This window comes from Pseudoalteromonas sp. T1lg24 (assembly GCF_002964745.1).
Classification (GTDB): Bacteria; Pseudomonadota; Gammaproteobacteria; order Enterobacterales; family Alteromonadaceae; genus Pseudoalteromonas; species Pseudoalteromonas spongiae.
Genome location: NZ_PQCB01000016.1, coordinates 723,878 through 743,588, shown reverse-complemented (window position 1 = coordinate 743,588; position 19,711 = coordinate 723,878). Strand labels below are relative to the sequence as shown.

The window sequence follows — 19,711 nt, the reverse complement described above, 5'->3', positions numbered from 1 at the left end:
AAAGGCGCACGTTAACGTGCGCCTTTTTTGTTTGCTTGCAAAGGGAAACTAAACGGTAAAACGAGCGACATCTTGCTTCATATTTTGCGCATCGGTTTCAAGTGCATGACAATTTTGACTGTTTTCGCATGAATCAATAAACAATTGCTCAGCCGACACAGAGATATTTTCGGTTGCACTTTCTACTTCCTTCACTGTGTACATTTGTTCTTGTGTGGCACCTGCAATTTGAATAACGCGATCCCGAATGGCATCGAGCGACTGTTTATTGCGGTCCATACTTTCCCTCGCAGTATCAAGAGAGTCGTTCATTTCACTGGTGAGACTTAAACTTTGTTCCATTGCCTGTTCAGAACGAACCACTAGATCTTGCAATGTTTTAATCATTTTTCCGATTTCTACTGTTGATTGCTGTGTGCGTTTGGCAAGCGTTCTCACTTCATCGGCAACAACGGCAAATCCTCGGCCTGTTTCGCCGGCACGCGCAGCTTCAATTGCGGCATTAAGTGCAAGCAAGTTGGTTTGCTCAGTGATATCACTTATCACGCTCGTTACCCCTTCAATTTCACGACTTGATAGGGTTAATTCACTCATAATCTCGCTGGTGGATTCAACTTGTGACTTTAATAATCCCATATTGGTGTGTGTTTGGCTCATTACATCTGTGCCTTCACGCATATCTTGTTCCGCTTGCTCTACACTTGCCTCTACGTCAACACTGCTTTGGGCAATGAGTTCAACGGCTTTAACTAGTTCTGACACCGCTTGCTTGACTGCGAGCGTATTGTTTTTTTGATCTTCAATTGCGGTTTGCGAACGTAAACTTAACTCGGCAGAGTGGTGTGCGCCTTTTTCTACGGCTTCACCTTTATGTTTAATTTCACGTACTATTTCTGCTGTGGTATCAATAAACTCGTTAATGCTATCGGTAAACTCTGACAATTCATCTTCACCGTCTAGCTCAATGTGTTGGGTTAAATCGCCATTGCCGTGGCTAATATCTGCCATTTTTTCATTGGCACTGTGTAGGCGATGAATAATGCGATAGGTTTGCCACAATAAAATAATTGAAATAACCACTGTGATAAGTCCAGACACCATTGCGCCTTGTTTTTTACTGACTTGCAATGTGTCGGAAATTTCAGCGTTAATACCCGTTGTTAATTGGTTGAGCGTGGATTCTACTTGGTGAATACTGCCTCGTAATGCACCGCGTAATCCTTCTTCTTCTGATAAACCTCGCTGTTTTAACGCATCCGCAAGGTTTGCTGCGGCATTTTCAAAGTTTGCAAGGGTGGCTGTGGCGCTTACCGTGTCATAAGTAGTGAGATAGGTTTTGACCGTGCTTAGTTTTTCTTGCGCTTGATTTTTGGCTGCAATATCTAACGATGATTGAAAGTCATTTTCAAGTAGTACGAGCCGTACCATAGAGCTTATTGCATTGGTGTCGCCCGTTGTTAGCACCGCTTCTTTTAATTGCGTTTCGGCTAAATTGAATGCCTGTCGCAATCCTTGATCTTTTGATAAGCCAATGCGCTTGTCGAGTGCCACTAAGGTAAGAAACTGAGTTTCGTATTGCTCGATTAAATCGTGAGTATCGCTAAGTTGTAGCTTTAACGATGGAATGGTATCGAGCGCGTTGTGTAATGCATGGATATTTTGCTTAATTAACACAATGCGCTGATTAAACTTATCAACATACTTTTCGTTTTTACGCAGTAAAAAGTCTTTTTCATGACGTCGCAACATCAACATGTTGTTACTCAACTCTTTACTTAGCGCTAGTTCGCTTCCGAGTTCTGCCATTTGATTTGTTGAATACCAAATAAGACTCGCCATTACTGCCATCGCTAAAATAATTAGCGCCGATAGTGACAAAAATGATCGTTTGATAGACATGAACACTCCTTATTCATCAGTAGAATTGCTCGTAATTTAGTACGATATTTAACTATCAATAATGCTAGGATCAGTTTTTAATTCTTGCCACAAAAATGTCATATTAGCGGCTTTAAATCTTGCTCTAATAATTGAACCGAGCGAATAAATCACCTTTATCAAGGCTAATAGATTTCAAATGGCGAATAAATTTGTTAACCCGCGTTCAGGTAACATAGGGTGTTTCCATCGCTCCATTGGAAATATGAGAAGTTCGCACATCACTGCGTATTATTGTTTTGATACGGACAGCTATGAGCGTATAGCTGTTATCCTTTAATCTCGCCGTTTATCATTTAACACTTTACCAACAGTTACTTGACGCTCACTATGGCTGCGTTTTTAGTTTTCTCGAATGTAGGTTGTATGTATGCCACGTATTAAAACGCTAGATGTACAGAGAGGTTTTGCTGTGTTGGGTATTCTGTTTATGAATATTTACTATCATAGCGTTTTTGAATTAGGTTATGTGCCGCTTCAAGTTACACCGCTTAGCGATAATGTGATTGAGGTGATAAATGCCTTTTTTATTGATGGTCGTTTTAGGGCCTTATTTTGTTTATTGTTCGGTGTTGGCTTAGCTATTTTGTATGATAAGCATGGTCAAGACGATGCCCTTACGTTGTTAAAGTCGCGTTTAAATTGGCTTCTTATTTTTGGCTTTATCCATAGCGTGTTTATTTTTTCTGGCGATATTTTGGTTAACTATGCACTAGCGGGGTTGATTGTTTATCGGGAAATAGGCAGTAGCCAAGAAGTGCTCTTAAAAAAAGCAAAAACTTATTTTTCTATAGGCTTTTCATTAATATTGCTGTTTGCGTTGATCCCAAACGAACCCATCTACCGCGATAGCGATGAATACTTCGAAATTATTAATACCTGGCAATCAGGTTATGGCGAGCAATTAATTCAGCAAATAGTGTTTACCATTATTATGTTTGTGTTTAGCTGGGTGTGTTTTATTTGGATTACCGCAGGCATTGTACTGCTTGGTGTTTATTTATATCGCGCCGATTTTTTCAATACAGGTTTATCAACAAAGCAATTACTTGCATCTTTATTGGTGGTGATAACCATATCGAGTATCGATGCGCTATTGCGTGTTAATTACGTTCACTTGGTTGAACTCACCATGTCCATTGCCACATTTTCAGGACTAGTATGTGCGTTAATGTATTGCCATGTTTTTATTAAGCTAAATGAAAAGCTTACCGTATTAAACAGTATTTTTGCGCCTGCGGGACGTATGGCATTTACGCTTTATATTTTGCAATCAATCGTATTTGCGCTCTTCTTTCGCTACTTTTCACCTGAATTTGTGCATAGTGCAACGCGTTTAGACTATATCTACTTGTGTTTAATATTCTCAGTTTTTCAGCTGGTATTTGCGTTTTTCTATTTAAAACTTTTCAAGTCAGGTCCAATAGAGTGGCTTTGGCGCAAAGCATATAGCGCAAAATAAGTTAAATTTTGTGCAAGTGCGCGCAGTTTAAAAACTATTACTGGTAATCCATACAGTTATTAGTCATTATTAGTTATCACAAGAAAACATCGCAAAAGGTGTGCATTGGCAATAATACTTGGCATCGACCCTGGCTCTCGCTTTACGGGCTATGGTTTAATCAAACAGCAAGGTATGAAGTTTGAATACTTAGGTAGCGGCTGTATTAAAATGGGCGAAAAGCCAATGGCCGAGCGCCTTAAAATAATTTTTCAAGGTGTGACGCAGCTAATTGAACAATATCAGCCAGATAGCTTTGCGATAGAACAAGTATTTATGGCGCGAAATCCCGATTCTGCATTAAAACTTGGCCAAGCCCGCGGCGCTGCCATGGTGGCGGCTTCGCTTCAGTCACTTGAGGTGTTTGAATATTCTGCAAGGCAAGTTAAGCAGGCCGTTGTTGGCACCGGTGGTGCTGATAAATCGCAAGTACAACATATGGTAAAGAGTTTTTTAAAACTGCCAGGCACACCACAAGCAGATGCCGCCGATGCGTTGGCGATCGCCATTTGTCATGGCCATTCACAACAACATTTAATCAAGCTTTCAGGGCAAGCGAGTAAAACAGTAAGAGGACGATTAAGACGATGATAGGGCGATTACGCGGAACATTAGTAGAAAAACAGCCACCGGAAATCTTAATTGAAGTGAGTGGTGTTGGCTATGAAGTGAATATGCCAATGACCTGTTTTTACAACTTGCCGAAAGAAGGTGAAGAAGCGGTTGTTTACACCCATTTTGTGGTAAGAGAAGATGCACAATTATTGTTTGGTTTTAACAATAAAACGGAACGCGCACTATTTCGTGAATTATTAAAAGCCAATGGTGTAGGACCTAAGTTAGGTTTGGCAATTTTATCCGGTATGTCTGCCGAGCAATTTGTTGCCTGTGTGCATAATGAAGATGCAACTAGTCTTGTTAAATTGCCAGGTGTTGGTAAAAAGACAGCTGAGCGTTTAGTGCTTGAAATGAAAGACAGGCTGAAAGATTGGGGTATGGATCTCTTTACTCCTTATACCGATGGTGCAATATTGGAAATGCAGGAAGATCCAACCGTTAAAGGGTGTGCACAAGATGATGCAATAGCAGCGTTAATGGCACTCGGTTATAAAGCAAATCAAGCAGAAAAAGCCGTTAAAGCAATTAAAGGCAGTGGCTTATCAAGCGAAGCGCTAATTAAAGAAGCGCTAAAGGCGATGATGTAAGATGATTGAAGCAGATAGATTAATAGAGCCCGAGAAAAAAGGAAATGAGGATGTTATCGATAGAGCGATACGTCCAAAGCTGTTGTCTGATTACCGTGGTCAACCCCATGTAAAAGAGCAGATGGAAATTTTTATTGAAGCGGCGCGCTCTCGTGAAGAAGCACTTGACCATTTGCTTATTTTTGGCCCGCCGGGTTTAGGTAAAACTACGTTAGCGAATATTGTTGCTAACGAGCTGAATGTGAATATTAAAACAACATCAGGCCCGGTACTTGAAAAAGCCGGCGATCTTGCGGCTATGCTAACCAACTTAGAAGAAAACGATGTGCTTTTCATTGATGAAATTCACCGTTTAAGCCCACATGTTGAAGAAATTCTTTACCCAGCAATGGAAGACTACCAGCTTGATATTATGATAGGTGAAGGACCTGCTGCACGCTCTATTAAATTAGATTTGCCGCCGTTTACATTAGTTGGTGCAACAACCCGTGCAGGTTCTCTTACTTCGCCACTTAGAGATCGTTTTGGTATTGTTCAGCGATTAGAGTTTTATTCAGTTGAAGATTTATCACACATCGTTAGTCGCTCTGCGGATTTCTTATCCCTTGAAATGGAAGACGAAGGCGCGGTTGAAGTGGCACGCCGTGCCCGTGGTACCCCACGTATTGCCAACCGATTATTACGCCGTGTTCGGGATTATGCCGAAGTGAAAGCTGATGGTGTCGTTACAGCCGAAGTCGCAGGCAGCGCCCTTGATATGGTAGATGTTGATAAAAGTGGTTTTGATTATATGGACCGCAAATATTTACTCTGCCTTATTGAGAAGTTTATGGGCGGCCCTGTTGGCCTTGATAATATTGCTGCGGCAATAGGAGAAGAGCGCGAAACAATCGAAGATGTGATTGAGCCATATTTGATACAGCAAGGATTTATTCAGCGTACGCCAAGAGGGCGTATTGCCCAAGAGTTTGCCTATAAACATTTTGGCTTTCCAATAAAAGACGCGTAATACACGTAACGTTAGTTTGGGTTAAATAATTAAAAAAGGTCGCTTAGCGGCCTTTTTTGTCATGTAACTTTTGCTTTGCAACAGGTAACACTTGTAAAAGAGCCTTTCATGTAAAGGCGGTCTATTGCCAATCAATTAACGATAGCAGTTAGCAAAAATGTGGGTTAGAAGTTGATTTGTTATTTATATCTGAGCGTATTTATAGTGGAGTTGTTCTAAATTTAAGGCAAAAAAAAGCCCGCTAGGGAGCGGGCAAACAACAAGTTGAAGGAAGTAATCCAGGGAACGCATTTAAAAAAATGCTACACAATGACAAATCAGTAATCACTGTGTATATGAAACTAGGGTTAGCACAGTGTGTGTGCATGTCCTCGTGTTTACAGGTGCTATATTACGGATTAGTGTGGTTTTCATCAAACTAGAAAAATTATTTTTTGATATAAAAAAAACTAATGTGACGGTGTTTTTGTTTGTGCATATAACCATCAGTTAATTAATTGTTAATAATTATACCATTGTATTTAAAGGAAAAATTATTAAAGCGTAAAATTTGTTCTATAAGTTTTATTGTTTTGGTGATTCTTACATTTAAAGTTTTGAGTATTTATTCATATTTAGTGAATAAACGTTATGTTTTTGAATGTTTAGTGCGTTATAAAATCATCATTTAGTATCATAAAGTTAATTTGTGTGTTTTTTTTGTTCAGTTGATGCGATTCTTAGTGTCTAGCCATTGTATGCAGGTATTAGTATGGTTAAACTAAATCTCATACTAACAAGGGAACTTTCCAAGCACTAAACGAACTAACCCTTGACTATCAATCATTTCAGGAGTGAGCAGTGGCCACCGAAATTTCAATTATTGACTTAATATTTAAAGCGAGCTTTTTGGTGCAACTTGTGATGTTGACTTTGGTATTAATGTCTATTTTTTCTTGGGCTATGATCATTCAACGTCGAAAAGCGCTAACAGCGGCAAAAACGAATGCTAAAAAGTTTGAAGACAAATTTTGGTCGGGTGTCGATTTAAGTAAATTGTATGCGGAACTGTCTGCCCGTAATGAACTTGATGGCCTAGAGGCAATGTTCACTTCTGGTTTTAAAGAATACGCACGCCTTGCAAAAAACAATCATGCATCACCAGGTTCTATTTTAGATGGCACGCACCGCGCAATGCGCGTAACGCTTTCTCGTGAAGTGGAAAAATTAGAATCAAGCCTATCATTCCTTGCAACGGTTGGTTCAATTAGCCCATACATTGGTCTGTTTGGAACGGTTTGGGGGATTATGACCGCATTTATCGCACTTGGCTCAGTAAAACAGGCAACTTTACAAATGGTAGCGCCTGGTATCGCAGAAGCGTTGATTGCAACTGCAATGGGTTTATTTGCTGCAATTCCTGCTGTTATCGCGTTTAACCGTTTTTCACACACAGTAGAAAAAGTTGAGTCGTCTTACGGCAACTTTATGGAAGAGTTTTCTAATATTCTTCATCGCCAAGCTGTGGCAAAAGTGGAAGCAAACTAATGTACCAACGTAAAAAACGTCGTCCGGTCGCCGAAATCAACGTAGTACCTTATATAGACGTTATGTTGGTTTTGCTTATTATTTTTATGGCGACAGCGGCCGTAATCACCCACGGTGTTAAGGTTGATTTACCACAGATGGAACAATCGGAGCTTGTTGAAGCAACGGAAACACCACCAATTGTGGTATCAATCGATGCTGATGGTAATTACTATGCCAGTATTGGTATTGATCCTGAAGCGCCAATGGAAGCAGTTGATATTGCTGCTCAAGTTAAATTGGCGTTGGATAAAGACCCCAAAACCCCAGTAATGTTAAAAGGCGATGGCAAGGTAACTTACCAAGAAGTGTTACTGCTAATGGATTTTCTAAAAAAAGCAGGCGTACCGTCGGTGGGATTAATGACGGAGTCTTTTGAGCAGTAATTATGAAAAACGACTTTAAATCTGCTCTGGTAAAATCATCAGCTTTGCATATTGGCATTATTGTCGCGCTTGTTATTGGCAACTGGTTAAAGCCATCAACACCACAAGTAATGGAAGTCACTTTAAATGCTCCCGTTAAGCCAGAGCAAAAAGCCGTTGAGGCCGTGTCGGTTGATAATAAAGCCGTAGAAAAGCGCATTAACGAACTCAAAAAGCAAGAAGCAGATAAAAAAGCCGCTGAGGCAAAACGCATTCGTGACTTAGAACGTCGTGCTGCAAACGCTAAAAAGAAGCGTGAAGAAGAGGCAAGACGTATCGCAAAGCTTGAAAAAGAGCGCGTGCGTAAAGAAAGAGAAAAGAAAAAAGCAGAAGCTGCAGCGCGAGAAGCGAAGAAAAAGCAGCAAGCTGAACAGAAAAAAGCGGCAGAAGCGAAGAAGAAAGCCGAAGCGCTTGCGAAAAAACGCAAAGCAGAAGAGGAAAGGCTGAAAAAAGCGGAGGCTAAACGTAAGGCCGATGCCGAAGCTGCGCGTCAAAAAGCACTCGCTGAAAAAATGATGCAAGAGCAACTTGCCGCGGAAGCTGCAGCGCGCAGTCGTGCTAAGCAAGCACAAGTACTTTCTGAAGTAGAAAAATACACCGCGCTTATTATCGCCAAAATCCAGCAAAACTTATTGTTGGAAGACAGCATGAAAGGCAAGCAATGCCGTCTTAACTTGCGCCTTGCGTTTAACGGTTTAGTAACACAGGTTGAAGCACTAAGTGGCGATAAACAAGTGTGTGAAGCCAGTATTCGTGCGGTACGCAGAGCTGATACATTACCAGTGTCAAAAGACAAAGCGGTTTTTGAAAAACTTAAAAATATTAACTTAACCATTAAACCAGATATTTAAGGGATAACATGATTAGCGCATTACAAAAATGGGCTTTGTTGATTGTGCTATTAGTGAGTACAGCAGCGAACGCCGCTCTTGAAATTGTAATTACCGAAGGTGTCGATTCAGCACGCCCGATTGGTATCGTGCCATTTAAATATAGCGGAAATGGTATCGCGCCAAGCAATATTACAGACGTGATTGCTGCCGACTTACGTCGCAGTGGTCGTTTTAATCCAGTGGCGCCGGCTAATATGCCGCAGCAGCCAACAACGGATTTAGAAGTAGATTACAGTGCGTGGGTTTCTGAAGGTGTTGAAGCCATTTTAGTTGGTAGCATTACCGAACAAATGGGCGACCGTTACTTAGTGAGCTATCAACTAATTGATGTTATTCGCGGCCAAATTACGGGTGGCGATACAAAGATTTTAAGTAAAGGTCGTTTAGTTAATTCGGAAGATCATATTTTAGATGCGCGTCAAACCGTAATTGGCAGCGATAGTTTCCGCCGTTACGGTCACCGTATTAGCGACGTGGTGTACGAAGCGCTAACTGGTGAACGCGGTGCGTTCTTAACTAAAATTGCGTATGTAATTGTACGTGAAAATGAAGATCGTCCATATCAATTAGTGATTGCAGATTACGACGGTTACAACGAGCAAACGCTATTACGTTCGAAAGAGCCGCTAATGTCGCCAACGTGGTCACCAGATGGCACAAAGCTGGCGTACGTAACATTCGAAAATCGCCAGAGCCAGATCTATATTCAAGATATTTACACAGGTAAACGCGAGCGCTTAACAACCTTCAAAGGCATCAATGGTGCACCACGATTTTCGCCTGACGGTAATAAGCTAGCAATGGTGCTGTCTAAAGACAAAAACGGTGCGACTGAAATCTACGTTATGGACTTGAAAAGTAAGAAAGCACGTCGCATTACAAGACACAGAAGTATCGACACTGAGCCAAGCTGGCATCCAAACGGTAAAGAAATCATATTTACGTCGGAAAGGGCTGGTAATGCTCAGATTTATAGCGTAAATTTAGCAACTGGTAAGAAAAGAAGACTTACTTTTGACGGTGATATGAATTTAGCGGGTTCAATCACGCCTGATGGTAATAGCTTGGTGATGGTAAATCGTACCTTAGGTCGATACCATATTGCTAAAAAAGAATTAAAATCAGGTGACTTCAGTGTTTTAACACGTACTCGCTTAGATGAATCACCAAGCATTGCGCCAAATGGCTCAATGATTATCTATAGTACGTTACATAATAATAAACAGGTCCTTGCATTGGTATCAATGGATGGACGGTTTAAAGCTCGCCTACCGGTAGCGGAAGGTGAAGTTAAGGCACCCGCGTGGTCGCCATTTTTGTAAAGATTACAGGTTAGACTTTTAAAAAAGGAATCAACTCAATGCAACTTAACAAACTACTAAAAAGCCTACTCATTGCAGTGCCTGTAATGACGTTAGCTGCTTGTAGCTCATCTTCAACTGTTGAAGAAGATACATCTGCGAATCAAAGCAACCAAGGTCAAGAAGAAACAGTACAAGTTGAAACTGTTGCTAAAGAAAAGACGCCAGAAGAAATTCTTGCAGAAAAATATGAAGCGCTTCGTCAAGAGCAAATCATCTACTTTGGTTTTGATAAATCAACAGTTCGCAGTGATTACGTTGAGTTACTTCAAGCACACGCTGATTTCTTAGTTAAGAACCCAAGTGTTAAAGTACTTGTAGAAGGTCACGCTGATGAGCGCGGTACTCCTGAGTACAACATCGCACTAGGTGAGCGTCGTGGTGAAGCTGTATCTAAATACCTACAAAGCCTAGGTGTTGCGGAAAGCCAAATCTCAGTAGTTAGCTACGGTGAAGAAAAGCCAATGGTTAAAACACGTACTGAAGATGCTTTCGCGAAAAACCGTCGCGCAGTTTTAGTATACTAATATAGAAGATAATATGATTAAGCCGAAAGTTATTTTGGCAACCATGTTTCTTAGCGGGAGCAGTCAGTTACTGGCTGCTCCCGCTCCTGTTTCTGAGGTAGGCGCAAGTTCAAGTATGTCATCGACAGCACTTGAAACGCGTTTACAAACTTTAGAGCGCATGGTTGCAAATCGAAACGTACAATTTCTTCAATTGCAGCAGCAATTGGAATCATTACAAGATGAAGTAAGCCAGCTACGCGGTGTTACCGAAGAGCAAGGCTACCAATTGGAAAAAGTGCTGCAACGTCAGCGTGAGCTGTATCAAGAAATTGAAACGCGTGTATCGAGTTATAGCGCACCGACACAAGTAGCAGACACTACTTCAGATGTTAGTTCTGGCACAATGAGCAGTAACTTGTCTGAGAATGATGCTTACGATCGCGCTGTACAACTCATTATGCAAGATAAACGCTATGATGATGCGATCCCTGAGTTCAAAGCATTTTTAACAAACTATCCTGATTCAGTTTATGTGCCTAATGCACATTATTGGTTAGGTCAGTTACTGACAATTAAAAATGACAGCAAAGGTGCACTCACGCACTTTGAAAGTTTAGTGAATGGCTTCCCTGACTCAAATAAGCGTTCAGATGCCATGCTTAAACTTGCAAACACCTATTTAAAAGAAGGTGAAACGGTACGTGCGAAAAAAATCTTAAATGATTTAGTGGCACAATACCCTGATTCAACCCCAGCTAAGTTGGCTGTTGAAAAATTAGCGAGTCTGAATTAAGACTCGCAACACCACTTATTTGTAAACGAAAAGTGAAAACATTATCACTTTTTAGGCTAATCTTAATTTGTTGGTATAAAATTAGCCAACTGAGTCATAAAACTTAAAAAAACCGTAATTTTAGGTTGCACTCATTTTTTAAATAAGTATTATAAGCGCCCGCAGCCGCTTGTTACGAAAGACAAAAACGCTGCGCAAAAAATCTGATTGGGTCATTAGCTCAGTTGGTAGAGCAGTGGACTTTTAATCCATTGGTCGATGGTTCGAGTCCATCATGACCCACCATTCAGATTTTTGCACTTCGAGTATTTCCCTCACGGGAATTGAGCGGGTCATTAGCTCAGTTGGTAGAGCAGTGGACTTTTAATCCATTGGTCGATGGTTCGAGTCCATCATGACCCACCATTCGAAATGCACTTGCTTAGAGCGGGTCATTAGCTCAGTTGGTAGAGCAGTGGACTTTTAATCCATTGGTCGATGGTTCGAGTCCATCATGACCCACCATTTTCTAAGCCTTCTCTTTGAGCGGGTCATTAGCTCAGTTGGTAGAGCAGTGGACTTTTAATCCATTGGTCGATGGTTCGAGTCCATCATGACCCACCATTCAAAGACCTTTCTATATGCAATACGCATTCTATGAGCGGGTCATTAGCTCAGTTGGTAGAGCAGTGGACTTTTAATCCATTGGTCGATGGTTCAAGTCCATCATGACCCACCATTCATATCTTATTTATATTTCTTAATTATATCCATCGCGTTATTTTATCAATCACAAAACTGTCATTCAGTTGCCATTTTCAGTATAATGCGCGCCAATTTCCTGTAGCAGTTCACGGTCGAGAATATGAGCTTAGCTGAACAAATTATGCCTGAGGATTATATTTTTCCTCCCAAGCCAGCCCCTTTATCAAACGATGAAAAGCAGGCGTATAAAGAACGTATTAAATCACTTCTAAAAGAGAAAGATGCGGTATTAGTGGCACACTATTATACCGATCCTGAAATTCAAGCCCTGGCTGAAGAAACCGGTGGTTGTGTTGCAGACTCGTTAGAAATGGCGCGTTTTGGTAGTAAACACCCAGCAAAAACTATTGTGGTTGCAGGTGTGCGCTTTATGGGCGAGACAGCCAAAATCTTAACGCCAGAAAAAACAGTTGTAATGCCAACGCTAGAAGCAACGTGTTCACTGGATGTTGGTTGTCCAATTGATGAGTTCTCAGCGTTTTGCGATCAGCACCCAGATCGCAAAGTGGTGGTGTATGCAAATACTTCAACGGCAGTTAAAGCTCGCGCAGATTGGATTGTTACCTCAAGCTGTGCACTTGAAATTGTTGAACACCTTGACGAGCAAGGCGACAAGATTATTTGGGGCCCTGATAAACACTTAGGCTCGTATATTCAAAAGCAAACTGGCGCAGATATGATCATGTGGAATGGCGCATGTATCGTTCACGATGAATTCAAGACAAAAGCGCTAAAAGATATGAAAGCCCTGCACCCTGATGCAGCGGTATTAGTGCACCCAGAGTCACCTGCTGAAATTGTTGATTTAGCTGATGCGGTAGGGTCAACGAGCCAGTTAATTAAAGCAGCGCAAGAGATGGACAATCAAAAGTTCATCGTGGCAACGGATCGCGGTATTTTTTATAAAATGCAGCAACTGTGCCCTGAAAAAGAATTCTTTGAAGCACCAACTCAAGGTGAAGGTGCAACATGTCGTAGCTGTGCGCACTGTCCTTGGATGGCGATGAATGGCCTAAAAGCGATTGAAGAAGCATTACTTGATGCAAGCGGTAAAGAAGTGTTTGTTGATATGGAGCTTCGTGAAGGCGCGCTACGTTCGCTTAATCGCATGCTAGATTTTTCGGCATCGTTAAAGTTGGCAACGACAAACAATACTTAATGTGTTGTAATTTTAGCCGCTCATAATCAGTGTTCTAAAAAGTACTTGCTTACAATCAAGGCTTTGCATAAGATACGCCACACATTGCAAGTCGGTGTAATGCGGAGAGGTGGCTGAGTGGCTGAAGGCGCACGACTGGAACTCGTGTATAGGTTAACCCCTATCGAGGGTTCGAATCCCTCCCTCTCCGCCATCCTAGATTTAAAGAAAACGCTTGAGTTTATGCTCAGGCGTTTTTTTATGCCCGCATTATGTCAGGAGGGTGAGGCCCTCGATTAGGGTTCGACACATTATCGGGAATAATTTGAACCGCGAAGGCGCCGCGAAGCGGGTAAATACAGGGATGTATTAAAGTTCATCCCTCCCTCTCCGCCATATTGATTTAAAGATATTTAATGAATTTAAGCTATAAACCCTCCTTTATTCTACTCGGTGTGACAATCGAGTAGAACAATGTATTTGAGCAAAGACCGCTACTGTACTTATTATACAAGAATTCCTCTTCCTAAAGAGCTTAGGGACGCAGGATATCCATTTTCAGTTAGAGTATCTCTCAATACAAAAAAGCGAAGTATTGCCACTTAAGAGAAACCTTGTAACAGCACTTCATATAACTCAACTACTCGAAGATATACCGCCTGAAATACGTATGAATACCTTTAAATGCTGGTTACAAGGTTCAATGTTAGTTTTTAAAGTTAGACTCTGAATCTCTAAAAGGTACATTTATTAAGCAAGAAATCCAAGACTTAGAATACTTCTTAAAGGAAGGAAAACTTGAATATGAAGGTGTTAACATTAAAATTTCAGATATAACCTTTGAGGTTACAAAGACCAAAAATAACAAAAATCTTGGTTCTTTATCTTCACTGGTTCTATTAAGGCTTTCGGATTCAAGCAAATATCTAAACGTGAAAGTGTTAAAGGCCAAGGTAGACGTCATTATGTTTACCAATTCTGTAAAGAAAGAACTCTACAAATTGGCAGTTTTATGAGCTGGTATATCAAGATAGATGATGGTTTTGCGTGAGCAAAACTGGAATAAAAACTTTATTTTTTTATTAACTCTTATATAGTTACAGAATAATTAAGGACAGTGAATATTTTTGTATGGGAATTTATAACAATAACAAAGGGCATATAAACAGGATCAGTAAAATTCTAAAAAAGAAAAGGATCTCTGATTACCCAAAGGCGGTAGAAATAGTAAATGGGCCTTTAAGTAGTTTTTTCCCATTTTTTCCTGATTCGTTATCTTTATTAGGTGTAACTCCAATAATTGAGGAAAAGCCAGCTGAGCTTGAGCTGGTTTGGTCCTGTAATCTAATTGCTAACCATTCTTCAATATTAAATGAGTTTCTAAACTTAAAGAAGCAATATGAATCTGAAATATTACATGGCGATATTGGAAAAGCTTCTGAAGTTTTAGAACATATTATTTCGAGCTTCGGTTGGTCAATATGGGCATTAGAGGCTAAGTTTTTTTGCTTACAAAAATTAGAGTCGCTTAGTGGAAATAAAAATTTTCTTACCGAAATTTTTAATCTAAAAGTTAACGATGGAGAGTTCGACTGGACATATTATTTAGCTTATCTAATTAGCGAAAGAAATGAAGATAATTGTGATGTAGATTTTTTTCGTTTTAGACAAAGTAACGTTATTAGTGATTTAAAAGATACAGATTTTAAATATAGAATTGAAACGATTGTTAACTATTACCTATTCAATGAACTCAATTGCTTTGACTTAAAAGATGTATCAACGTTGCTTGTTTTTTCCCAAAGGTATTCTATCATCGACCAATATTTACTTGTGTCACGAGTTCTAGTAGAAAACCACTTTGCAGAAAAACTAAATCATTCAAAACTGGCTTTGAGGATTCTATCTAAAGTTAAAGATCCTTTACTTGAAAATTTGTCACAGAAGTCGGTCGAATTTCTAAGCGAGCCTATTCACTCTTCAAGTCGAACTTTGGATATTAAAAACATAACTTATTTAGACCCATGTATTGTTCCAACACTATTAAAATGTGGAATAGAGCTTGAGTCAGAAAATAAGTTCATTAATTCTTATTTAAGTTCAATTAAAAGTCTTGTTTCAGTAGATTCAAATTTTGATGATGCTAATTTGTATATCCAATCTCTGACTTATAATATTAAGCATATCAGTCAAGTATTCTCATTTTTGCAATTACCAAATTCATTATTGTCTCATAGGTTTTCTTCTTATTGTAAAATGCTAAGCTATTTCTACACCCCTTTGTATTTAAATGAAGATATCGAATTACTTCTTAACAAAGTCGGCGGTGAAAAATTAGTAGATCTCAATAGTGTTTTAATTAAAACGGAAGAGAACTCTTCCTCTTTACTAAATGCGAAAGAGTATACAGACTCAAATTATTCGAATTATATCAAGTACTACTTTTTGAAGTTAAAATTCATAGAGCTAATAAGTTCAGAAAGGTACAAAGACGCATTCGAGATTTTTGTTCCAGATTACATAAAAAATCCGAAATTAGTTCATATATTTGATTTAGGGGAATTGTTCCTTGGTAAATCTTGGAGATTCTTTAAAAGCATAGAGTCTTATCAAGATAGTGCTATAGCTTTGGAGGCATATCTTAAAATATATAATGATGAGAAGCAGCTATTTAATCTCAAAGCTTGTTTAAGAGCTTTTCTAAATAGCTCAGGTTTATCGAATCCAAGTGAGTTAGAACTCAGTCATTTTAACGATGACTTCGAAAGGTTTTATTTCTTTCTAAATAAAGTTTGCTCTACCTTTAATTTATCTCAAGACTCGCAAAAGTATAGTAATCCAAATGAAATTACAGCTGAAAGAATAGCTATATGTAAAAAACTACTATCTTTAAATGTAAATAACAACGATTTAGAAGATGAAATTGATGAACTGGAAAGGCAATTAGTAATTGCTGAGGGAATTAAAGAAGTTGATAACGTGGGTCTTACAGTTGATCAGGATCGCTTTTTTAAAGAGGCAAAGAATAAACACCTAAAAACTTTTGAGCGATACAAGACACTTAAAACACTCTCACTAGGGGAGGTGCTGCAAAAGCTCTCCCTATCTACCCAAGATGAAAGCGGGTTATTCAAAAAACCTAGCCAAGAGAAATACTCACTCATGGTATCGCTGCTTTATTCTCTAACTGATATTTTCCTAAAGAATCATGAGTTTGGATTGGATTACTATTTAAGTATGAGAATTAGACATGGAAGGTTTCTCGGAGTGACAAGGGGGCCTTTAGAGATAAATCATCTTATTACAAAGTATTCTGATGAAATTGGCGACTACACTGAAAATAAGTATTGGCTTAACAAGCTCTGTTCAGAAAGCGAACATGGGAAAAGGGCCCAACTTAGTAGTATCTTAAATAAGTTTTCGCGTTCTATAGACCAAGAGCTAAAGGACTTTATTAGAGATTATATTCAAATAAAGTCGGATGAAAACCCACTTGGGTGTTTTAGCGTTGATATTACTACATACACCGTTGCGTTAATTGAAGATTTTGTGAATGAAGATACTTCCATTGATGAGTTTTTAACATTTGTATTAGAGGGCTTTGTACTTTCTTTAGAACAGCACGCAAGCTCAATTAAAGTATTAATTTCCCAGAATTTAACTGGAAGTATTTTCCTAAAACTAAAAAATTTGCAGGAAGATATAACAACTTTGCTTGGTGATAGGGAAGCCAAAGAAATAGTAAATAGTGTAGTTGATGCTCGAACTGATATGTTTAATGTCTTTACTGAGATAGAGTCTTGGTTTGATATTTCTAGTGAGAATCGTAAGTCAATTAGGAACTATAGCTTTGTGAATATTGTAGAGATAGCTCTAGCAAGCACAAAGAGGGTGCACCAGTCATTTGATCCTAAACTAAAATTTATTGACTGCGAACTTAAAAATAGATTTCACTCGAATGTTTTAGAAAGTATGGTGGATGCTTTTAAAATATTACTTTCTAATATTCAAGAACATGGCAAAGATGATAGAACGGAAATCTTTGTAGAAGTATTAGAACAAACAACTAATTTAACTAGCTCAAAGCTCAAAGTAGCAATATCGAATCCAGTTTTAGAATCAGATGTAGATTTTGATAGACTCGCTCAAATTAGGCAAGAAATTGCTACGAATACTCATAAAGCTCGTGAGGAAGGAGGATCTGGTTTCCATAAGTTGTTAGCTCTGCCATATATAGCTAGAAAGGAACACTTAGACTTTGGCTACTCTGATGGTCGTTTTAAGGTAGAAATAATATTCACACTACTAGTAATGTAGGTAAATTATGAAGTTTTTAATAATTGAAGATGATGAGTATAAAAAAGAGAAAATCGTTGATTGCTTAAAGGAAAAATACTTCGATTTTGAATGTAAACATGTGCAGTCTGTATCATCTGCTTTGAATGAATTAGAGCTGTTGGATGAAGAAATAATCGTTTTATTAGATATGTCTCTTCCTACATATGACTTAAACGAAAGCAACTCAGGTGGAAGACCTCAAGGTTTTGGCGGAATAGAGATTCTTAGAAACATGGATTACTTTGAATTAGTAAATCGTGTAATTGTCATTACCCAATATGAAACTATCATGTTTGATAATAGGCCTCTTGATGCGAATGCTTTAAAGGTTGAATTAGCAAATGAGTTTCCCGAAAATTTTTATGACTTAGTTCAATTTAATGTTACTACAGACGCTTGGAAAAGCGAACTTTTAGATAGGTTAGATAAAATTCAACATGATAAATGTAATAATCATAGATGATTGCCCCAAAAAAATAGAGGTTATTAAAGAAGGTTTAAATATTGGAGTTAAATATAACTTAGATATTGCTAAAACTGTAAATGAAGCATTAACTTTATTTTCAGAAAAAATTTATGACTTTGCAGTTATAGACCTTGCTCTTCCAAAAAGGAAAAATGAAGACCCCGTACCTAATGCGGGAATTGAACTTATTAAAGAAGTTAACGAGTTAGATTGGTATAAAAAGCCGAAATTTTCTATTGCCATTACACAACACGAAGGGCTGAAAAATGATTATAAACAATCTTTAGAAGATTGTGGTGTAATTATTTATCATTATGATGGAACCTCAAATATTCAAGAATATGTTAAGACTAACTTCGAGGGAGTTATAAAAACCAGTACACAGATTGATTATGGAGTAGACGTTCTTATATTGACAGCACTACAAGAGGAAGCAGCTCCTTTACTATCAGCTTCTGAATTTTCTTGGTATAGAGAGGAAACTTTTGGAATAGAAGATATTGACTTTAGGCTGTCATTGATAGGGTCTGATTCTAACTATAAAGTAGCTCTTGGTGTACTTCCCAAAATGGGTCTCGTTTCCAGTTCAATTACAACTTCTAGACTTATTAATTATTTGAGGCCGAAGTTAATATTAATGCCCGGAATATGCGCAGGAGTTCAAGAAGAGGTTAACGAGTGTGATCTTATTGTTGCTAGCCCTTCCTGGGAATGGCAAACCGGAAAATGGAAAGGAGAGGAATTTGCTATTGAACCCTATCAAATCACAGTTGATCAACGTCTTATAAACAAGGCAAAAGAGTTAGAAGAAACAAATATTCTGAAGAAATTTTGGCAACAAACTGAGCATAAGCGACCAGAAAAGAGCCCAAGATTACATATTGGCCCGATGGTTACTGGTTCTTCGGTTATTTCAAACGCTGAAAAAATGTCAGAATTGAGAACTCAGCATAGGAAACTTCTCGGTTTAGAGATGGAAATATTTGGTATGTACAGTGCTTGTGTGATGTCGCATATTAAACCCTTATTTCTTGGTTATAAGTCAGTTTGTGATTTTGGAAATGAACAAAAAGGAGACTCTTATCATGGTTTTTGTTCAGAAGTTAGTGCAAAATTTACAATTGAATTGATCAATATAATTAAACCGATATTAAATATTAAGTAGCTCATTACTTCTAACGTGGAATTTTTCTGAGAACCTTTCTCTAAAAATTTCTGAGAGGCATTTAACTACTTTCTACCCTCGATTTTAATAAATAATTGATTATTGAACACCTTTGTAGTTATATAATGATGTGTGACATTTAATAAATCATCGATTAGAATTGCTTTCCTAATTAAAAGCAAATAATAACAATAGGTTGTTCGTTTTTTTGGAGGGTATAGCTCAAGTGGAGCGTTCGAATCCCTCCCTCTCCGCCATATAGATTTAAAGAAAACGCTTGAGTTTGTACTCAGGCGTTTTTTATGCCTGCAGTTTACCGAAAGGGTTTTTTTAGAGCGTGTGCTATCAAGCTTTTAAGAAAATGAGTCACGCTAGTGAGTTTGGTTTTACATAGCGGGCTTTAGTGGTTTAGGTCACAACAGTGTGTGATTTTATTCTGCGAAAAGAGGAAAGGTGTTGTTGGTTTTTTCAGCTTGTTTATACAAAAGGTGCGGTGCAAAGTCTGCTTCTTGTTATTAATCTCTTGCGAGCTAAATACAATAAAACGGCTAATAGTGTCGCCGTGAATTTTTCATTGGTAGCAGCAAGGTCATATGTCCGAATGGAATTAAAAATAAGTAACGCTAATTCCATTTGGGAATTAATATTCTTTTCTTATTC

15 protein-coding genes and 6 tRNA genes are annotated in these 19,711 nt (G+C 38.6%); 20 read left to right on the top strand and 1 reads right to left on the bottom strand.

The annotated features are described in order from the left end of the window. Window positions 1–48: 48 nt before the first annotated feature. Window positions 49–1,899, bottom strand: coding sequence for a methyl-accepting chemotaxis protein (locus tag C2M30_RS10840; RefSeq protein WP_105171630.1), 1,851 nt, complete (start codon window positions 1,897–1,899; stop codon window positions 49–51). Between the two features lie 409 nt (window positions 1,900–2,308). Between C2M30_RS10840 and C2M30_RS10835 the strand changes: the two genes are divergently transcribed. The 20 genes from C2M30_RS10835 to C2M30_RS10740 all read left to right on the top strand — a co-directional run bounded on the left by C2M30_RS10835 (window position 2,309) and on the right by C2M30_RS10740 (window position 19,051). Then, the gene (locus C2M30_RS10835; protein WP_105171629.1) at window positions 2,309–3,400 is read left to right on the top strand and encodes a DUF418 domain-containing protein; all 1,092 of its coding nucleotides are present in this window, start codon (window positions 2,309–2,311) and stop codon (window positions 3,398–3,400) included. A 105-nt stretch (window positions 3,401–3,505) separates the two neighbouring features. Further along, on the top strand, window positions 3,506–4,030 hold the full coding sequence (gene ruvC / locus C2M30_RS10830; protein ID WP_010560443.1) for a crossover junction endodeoxyribonuclease RuvC: 525 nt from the start codon (window positions 3,506–3,508) through the stop codon (window positions 4,028–4,030). After that, complete coding sequence (gene ruvA, locus C2M30_RS10825) at window positions 4,027–4,644, top strand: Holliday junction branch migration protein RuvA (RefSeq protein ID WP_010560442.1); 618 nt, start codon at window positions 4,027–4,029, stop codon at window positions 4,642–4,644. The genes ruvC and ruvA overlap by 4 nt, the downstream gene beginning before the upstream one ends. Before the next feature lies 1 nt (window position 4,645). Next, window positions 4,646–5,653: a Holliday junction branch migration DNA helicase RuvB gene (gene ruvB / locus C2M30_RS10820; RefSeq protein ID WP_010560441.1), complete on the top strand. Its 1,008-nt coding sequence runs from the start codon at window positions 4,646–4,648 to the stop codon at window positions 5,651–5,653. Between the two features lie 840 nt (window positions 5,654–6,493). Next, window positions 6,494–7,180 (top strand): protein TolQ, encoded by a 687-nt coding sequence (tolQ, locus tag C2M30_RS10815; RefSeq protein WP_010560440.1) that lies wholly within the window; start codon window positions 6,494–6,496, stop codon window positions 7,178–7,180. Then, entirely contained in the window at window positions 7,180–7,605 is a 426-nt protein-coding gene (gene tolR / locus C2M30_RS10810) for a protein TolR (protein WP_010560439.1), read from the top strand. Before tolQ ends, tolR begins: the two co-directional genes overlap by 1 nt. A 2-nt stretch (window positions 7,606–7,607) precedes the next feature. After that, entirely contained in the window at window positions 7,608–8,495 is an 888-nt protein-coding gene (gene tolA, locus C2M30_RS10805) for a cell envelope integrity protein TolA (RefSeq protein ID WP_105171628.1), read from the top strand. Window positions 8,496–8,503: 8 nt separating this feature from the next. Further along, window positions 8,504–9,859, top strand: coding sequence for a Tol-Pal system beta propeller repeat protein TolB (gene tolB, locus C2M30_RS10800; RefSeq protein ID WP_105171627.1), 1,356 nt, complete (start codon window positions 8,504–8,506; stop codon window positions 9,857–9,859). 38 nt (window positions 9,860–9,897) lie between these two features. Continuing rightward, on the top strand, window positions 9,898–10,425 hold the full coding sequence (gene pal, locus C2M30_RS10795) for a peptidoglycan-associated lipoprotein Pal (protein ID WP_010560436.1): 528 nt from the start codon (window positions 9,898–9,900) through the stop codon (window positions 10,423–10,425). 16 nt (window positions 10,426–10,441) lie between these two features. After that, window positions 10,442–11,200, top strand: coding sequence for a tol-pal system protein YbgF (gene ybgF / locus C2M30_RS10790; RefSeq protein ID WP_100914506.1), 759 nt, complete (start codon window positions 10,442–10,444; stop codon window positions 11,198–11,200). 209 nt (window positions 11,201–11,409) lie between these two features. Further along, window positions 11,410–11,485: transfer RNA gene (locus C2M30_RS10785), tRNA-Lys, on the top strand. 44 nt (window positions 11,486–11,529) lie between these two features. After that, a tRNA-Lys gene (locus C2M30_RS10780) sits at window positions 11,530–11,605 on the top strand. Window positions 11,606–11,628: 23 nt separating this feature from the next. Beyond that, a tRNA-Lys gene (locus C2M30_RS10775) sits at window positions 11,629–11,704 on the top strand. Window positions 11,705–11,727: 23 nt separating this feature from the next. Continuing rightward, a tRNA-Lys gene (locus C2M30_RS10770) sits at window positions 11,728–11,803 on the top strand. 39 nt (window positions 11,804–11,842) lie between these two features. After that, window positions 11,843–11,918: transfer RNA gene (locus tag C2M30_RS10765), tRNA-Lys, on the top strand. Between the two features lie 126 nt (window positions 11,919–12,044). Continuing rightward, complete coding sequence (nadA, locus tag C2M30_RS10760; RefSeq protein WP_010560434.1) at window positions 12,045–13,103, top strand: quinolinate synthase NadA; 1,059 nt, start codon at window positions 12,045–12,047, stop codon at window positions 13,101–13,103. A 103-nt stretch (window positions 13,104–13,206) separates the two neighbouring features. Continuing rightward, window positions 13,207–13,296, top strand: a tRNA-Ser gene (locus C2M30_RS10755). 917 nt (window positions 13,297–14,213) lie between these two features. After that, the gene (locus C2M30_RS10750; RefSeq protein WP_105171626.1) at window positions 14,214–17,399 is read left to right on the top strand and encodes a hypothetical protein; all 3,186 of its coding nucleotides are present in this window, start codon (window positions 14,214–14,216) and stop codon (window positions 17,397–17,399) included. A gap of 7 nt (window positions 17,400–17,406) precedes the next feature. Then, a complete protein-coding gene (locus tag C2M30_RS10745; protein ID WP_105171625.1) occupies window positions 17,407–17,883 on the top strand; it encodes a response regulator in 477 nt (158 codons plus the stop codon). Beyond that, window positions 17,858–19,051 carry a 5'-methylthioadenosine/S-adenosylhomocysteine nucleosidase family protein gene (locus C2M30_RS10740; protein WP_105171624.1) on the top strand — a complete coding sequence of 398 codons (1,194 nt, stop codon included), beginning with the start codon at window positions 17,858–17,860 and terminating at the stop codon, window positions 19,049–19,051. The genes C2M30_RS10745 and C2M30_RS10740 overlap by 26 nt, the downstream gene beginning before the upstream one ends. Window positions 19,052–19,711 lie beyond the last annotated feature (660 nt).

Excerpts from the sequence above, each read along its gene's own strand:
- tolB (WP_105171627.1), top strand. The coding sequence starts at position 8,504 with ATGATTAGCGCATTACAAAAATGGGCTTTGTTGATTGTGCTATTAGTG.
- C2M30_RS10750 (WP_105171626.1), top strand. The coding sequence starts at position 14,214 with ATGGGAATTTATAACAATAACAAAGGGCATATAAACAGGATCAGTAAA.
- tolA (WP_105171628.1), top strand. The coding sequence starts at position 7,608 with ATGAAAAACGACTTTAAATCTGCTCTGGTAAAATCATCAGCTTTGCAT.
- pal (WP_010560436.1), top strand. The coding sequence starts at position 9,898 with ATGCAACTTAACAAACTACTAAAAAGCCTACTCATTGCAGTGCCTGTA.
- C2M30_RS10835 (WP_105171629.1), top strand. The coding sequence starts at position 2,309 with ATGCCACGTATTAAAACGCTAGATGTACAGAGAGGTTTTGCTGTGTTG.
- ruvA (WP_010560442.1), top strand. The coding sequence starts at position 4,027 with ATGATAGGGCGATTACGCGGAACATTAGTAGAAAAACAGCCACCGGAA.
- C2M30_RS10740 (WP_105171624.1), top strand. The coding sequence starts at position 17,858 with ATGATAAATGTAATAATCATAGATGATTGCCCCAAAAAAATAGAGGTT.
- tolR (WP_010560439.1), top strand. The coding sequence starts at position 7,180 with ATGTACCAACGTAAAAAACGTCGTCCGGTCGCCGAAATCAACGTAGTA.
- C2M30_RS10745 (WP_105171625.1), top strand. The coding sequence starts at position 17,407 with ATGAAGTTTTTAATAATTGAAGATGATGAGTATAAAAAAGAGAAAATC.
- nadA (WP_010560434.1), top strand. The coding sequence starts at position 12,045 with ATGAGCTTAGCTGAACAAATTATGCCTGAGGATTATATTTTTCCTCCC.
- ruvB (WP_010560441.1), top strand. The coding sequence starts at position 4,646 with ATGATTGAAGCAGATAGATTAATAGAGCCCGAGAAAAAAGGAAATGAG.
- C2M30_RS10840 (WP_105171630.1), bottom strand. The coding sequence starts at position 1,899 with ATGTCTATCAAACGATCATTTTTGTCACTATCGGCGCTAATTATTTTA.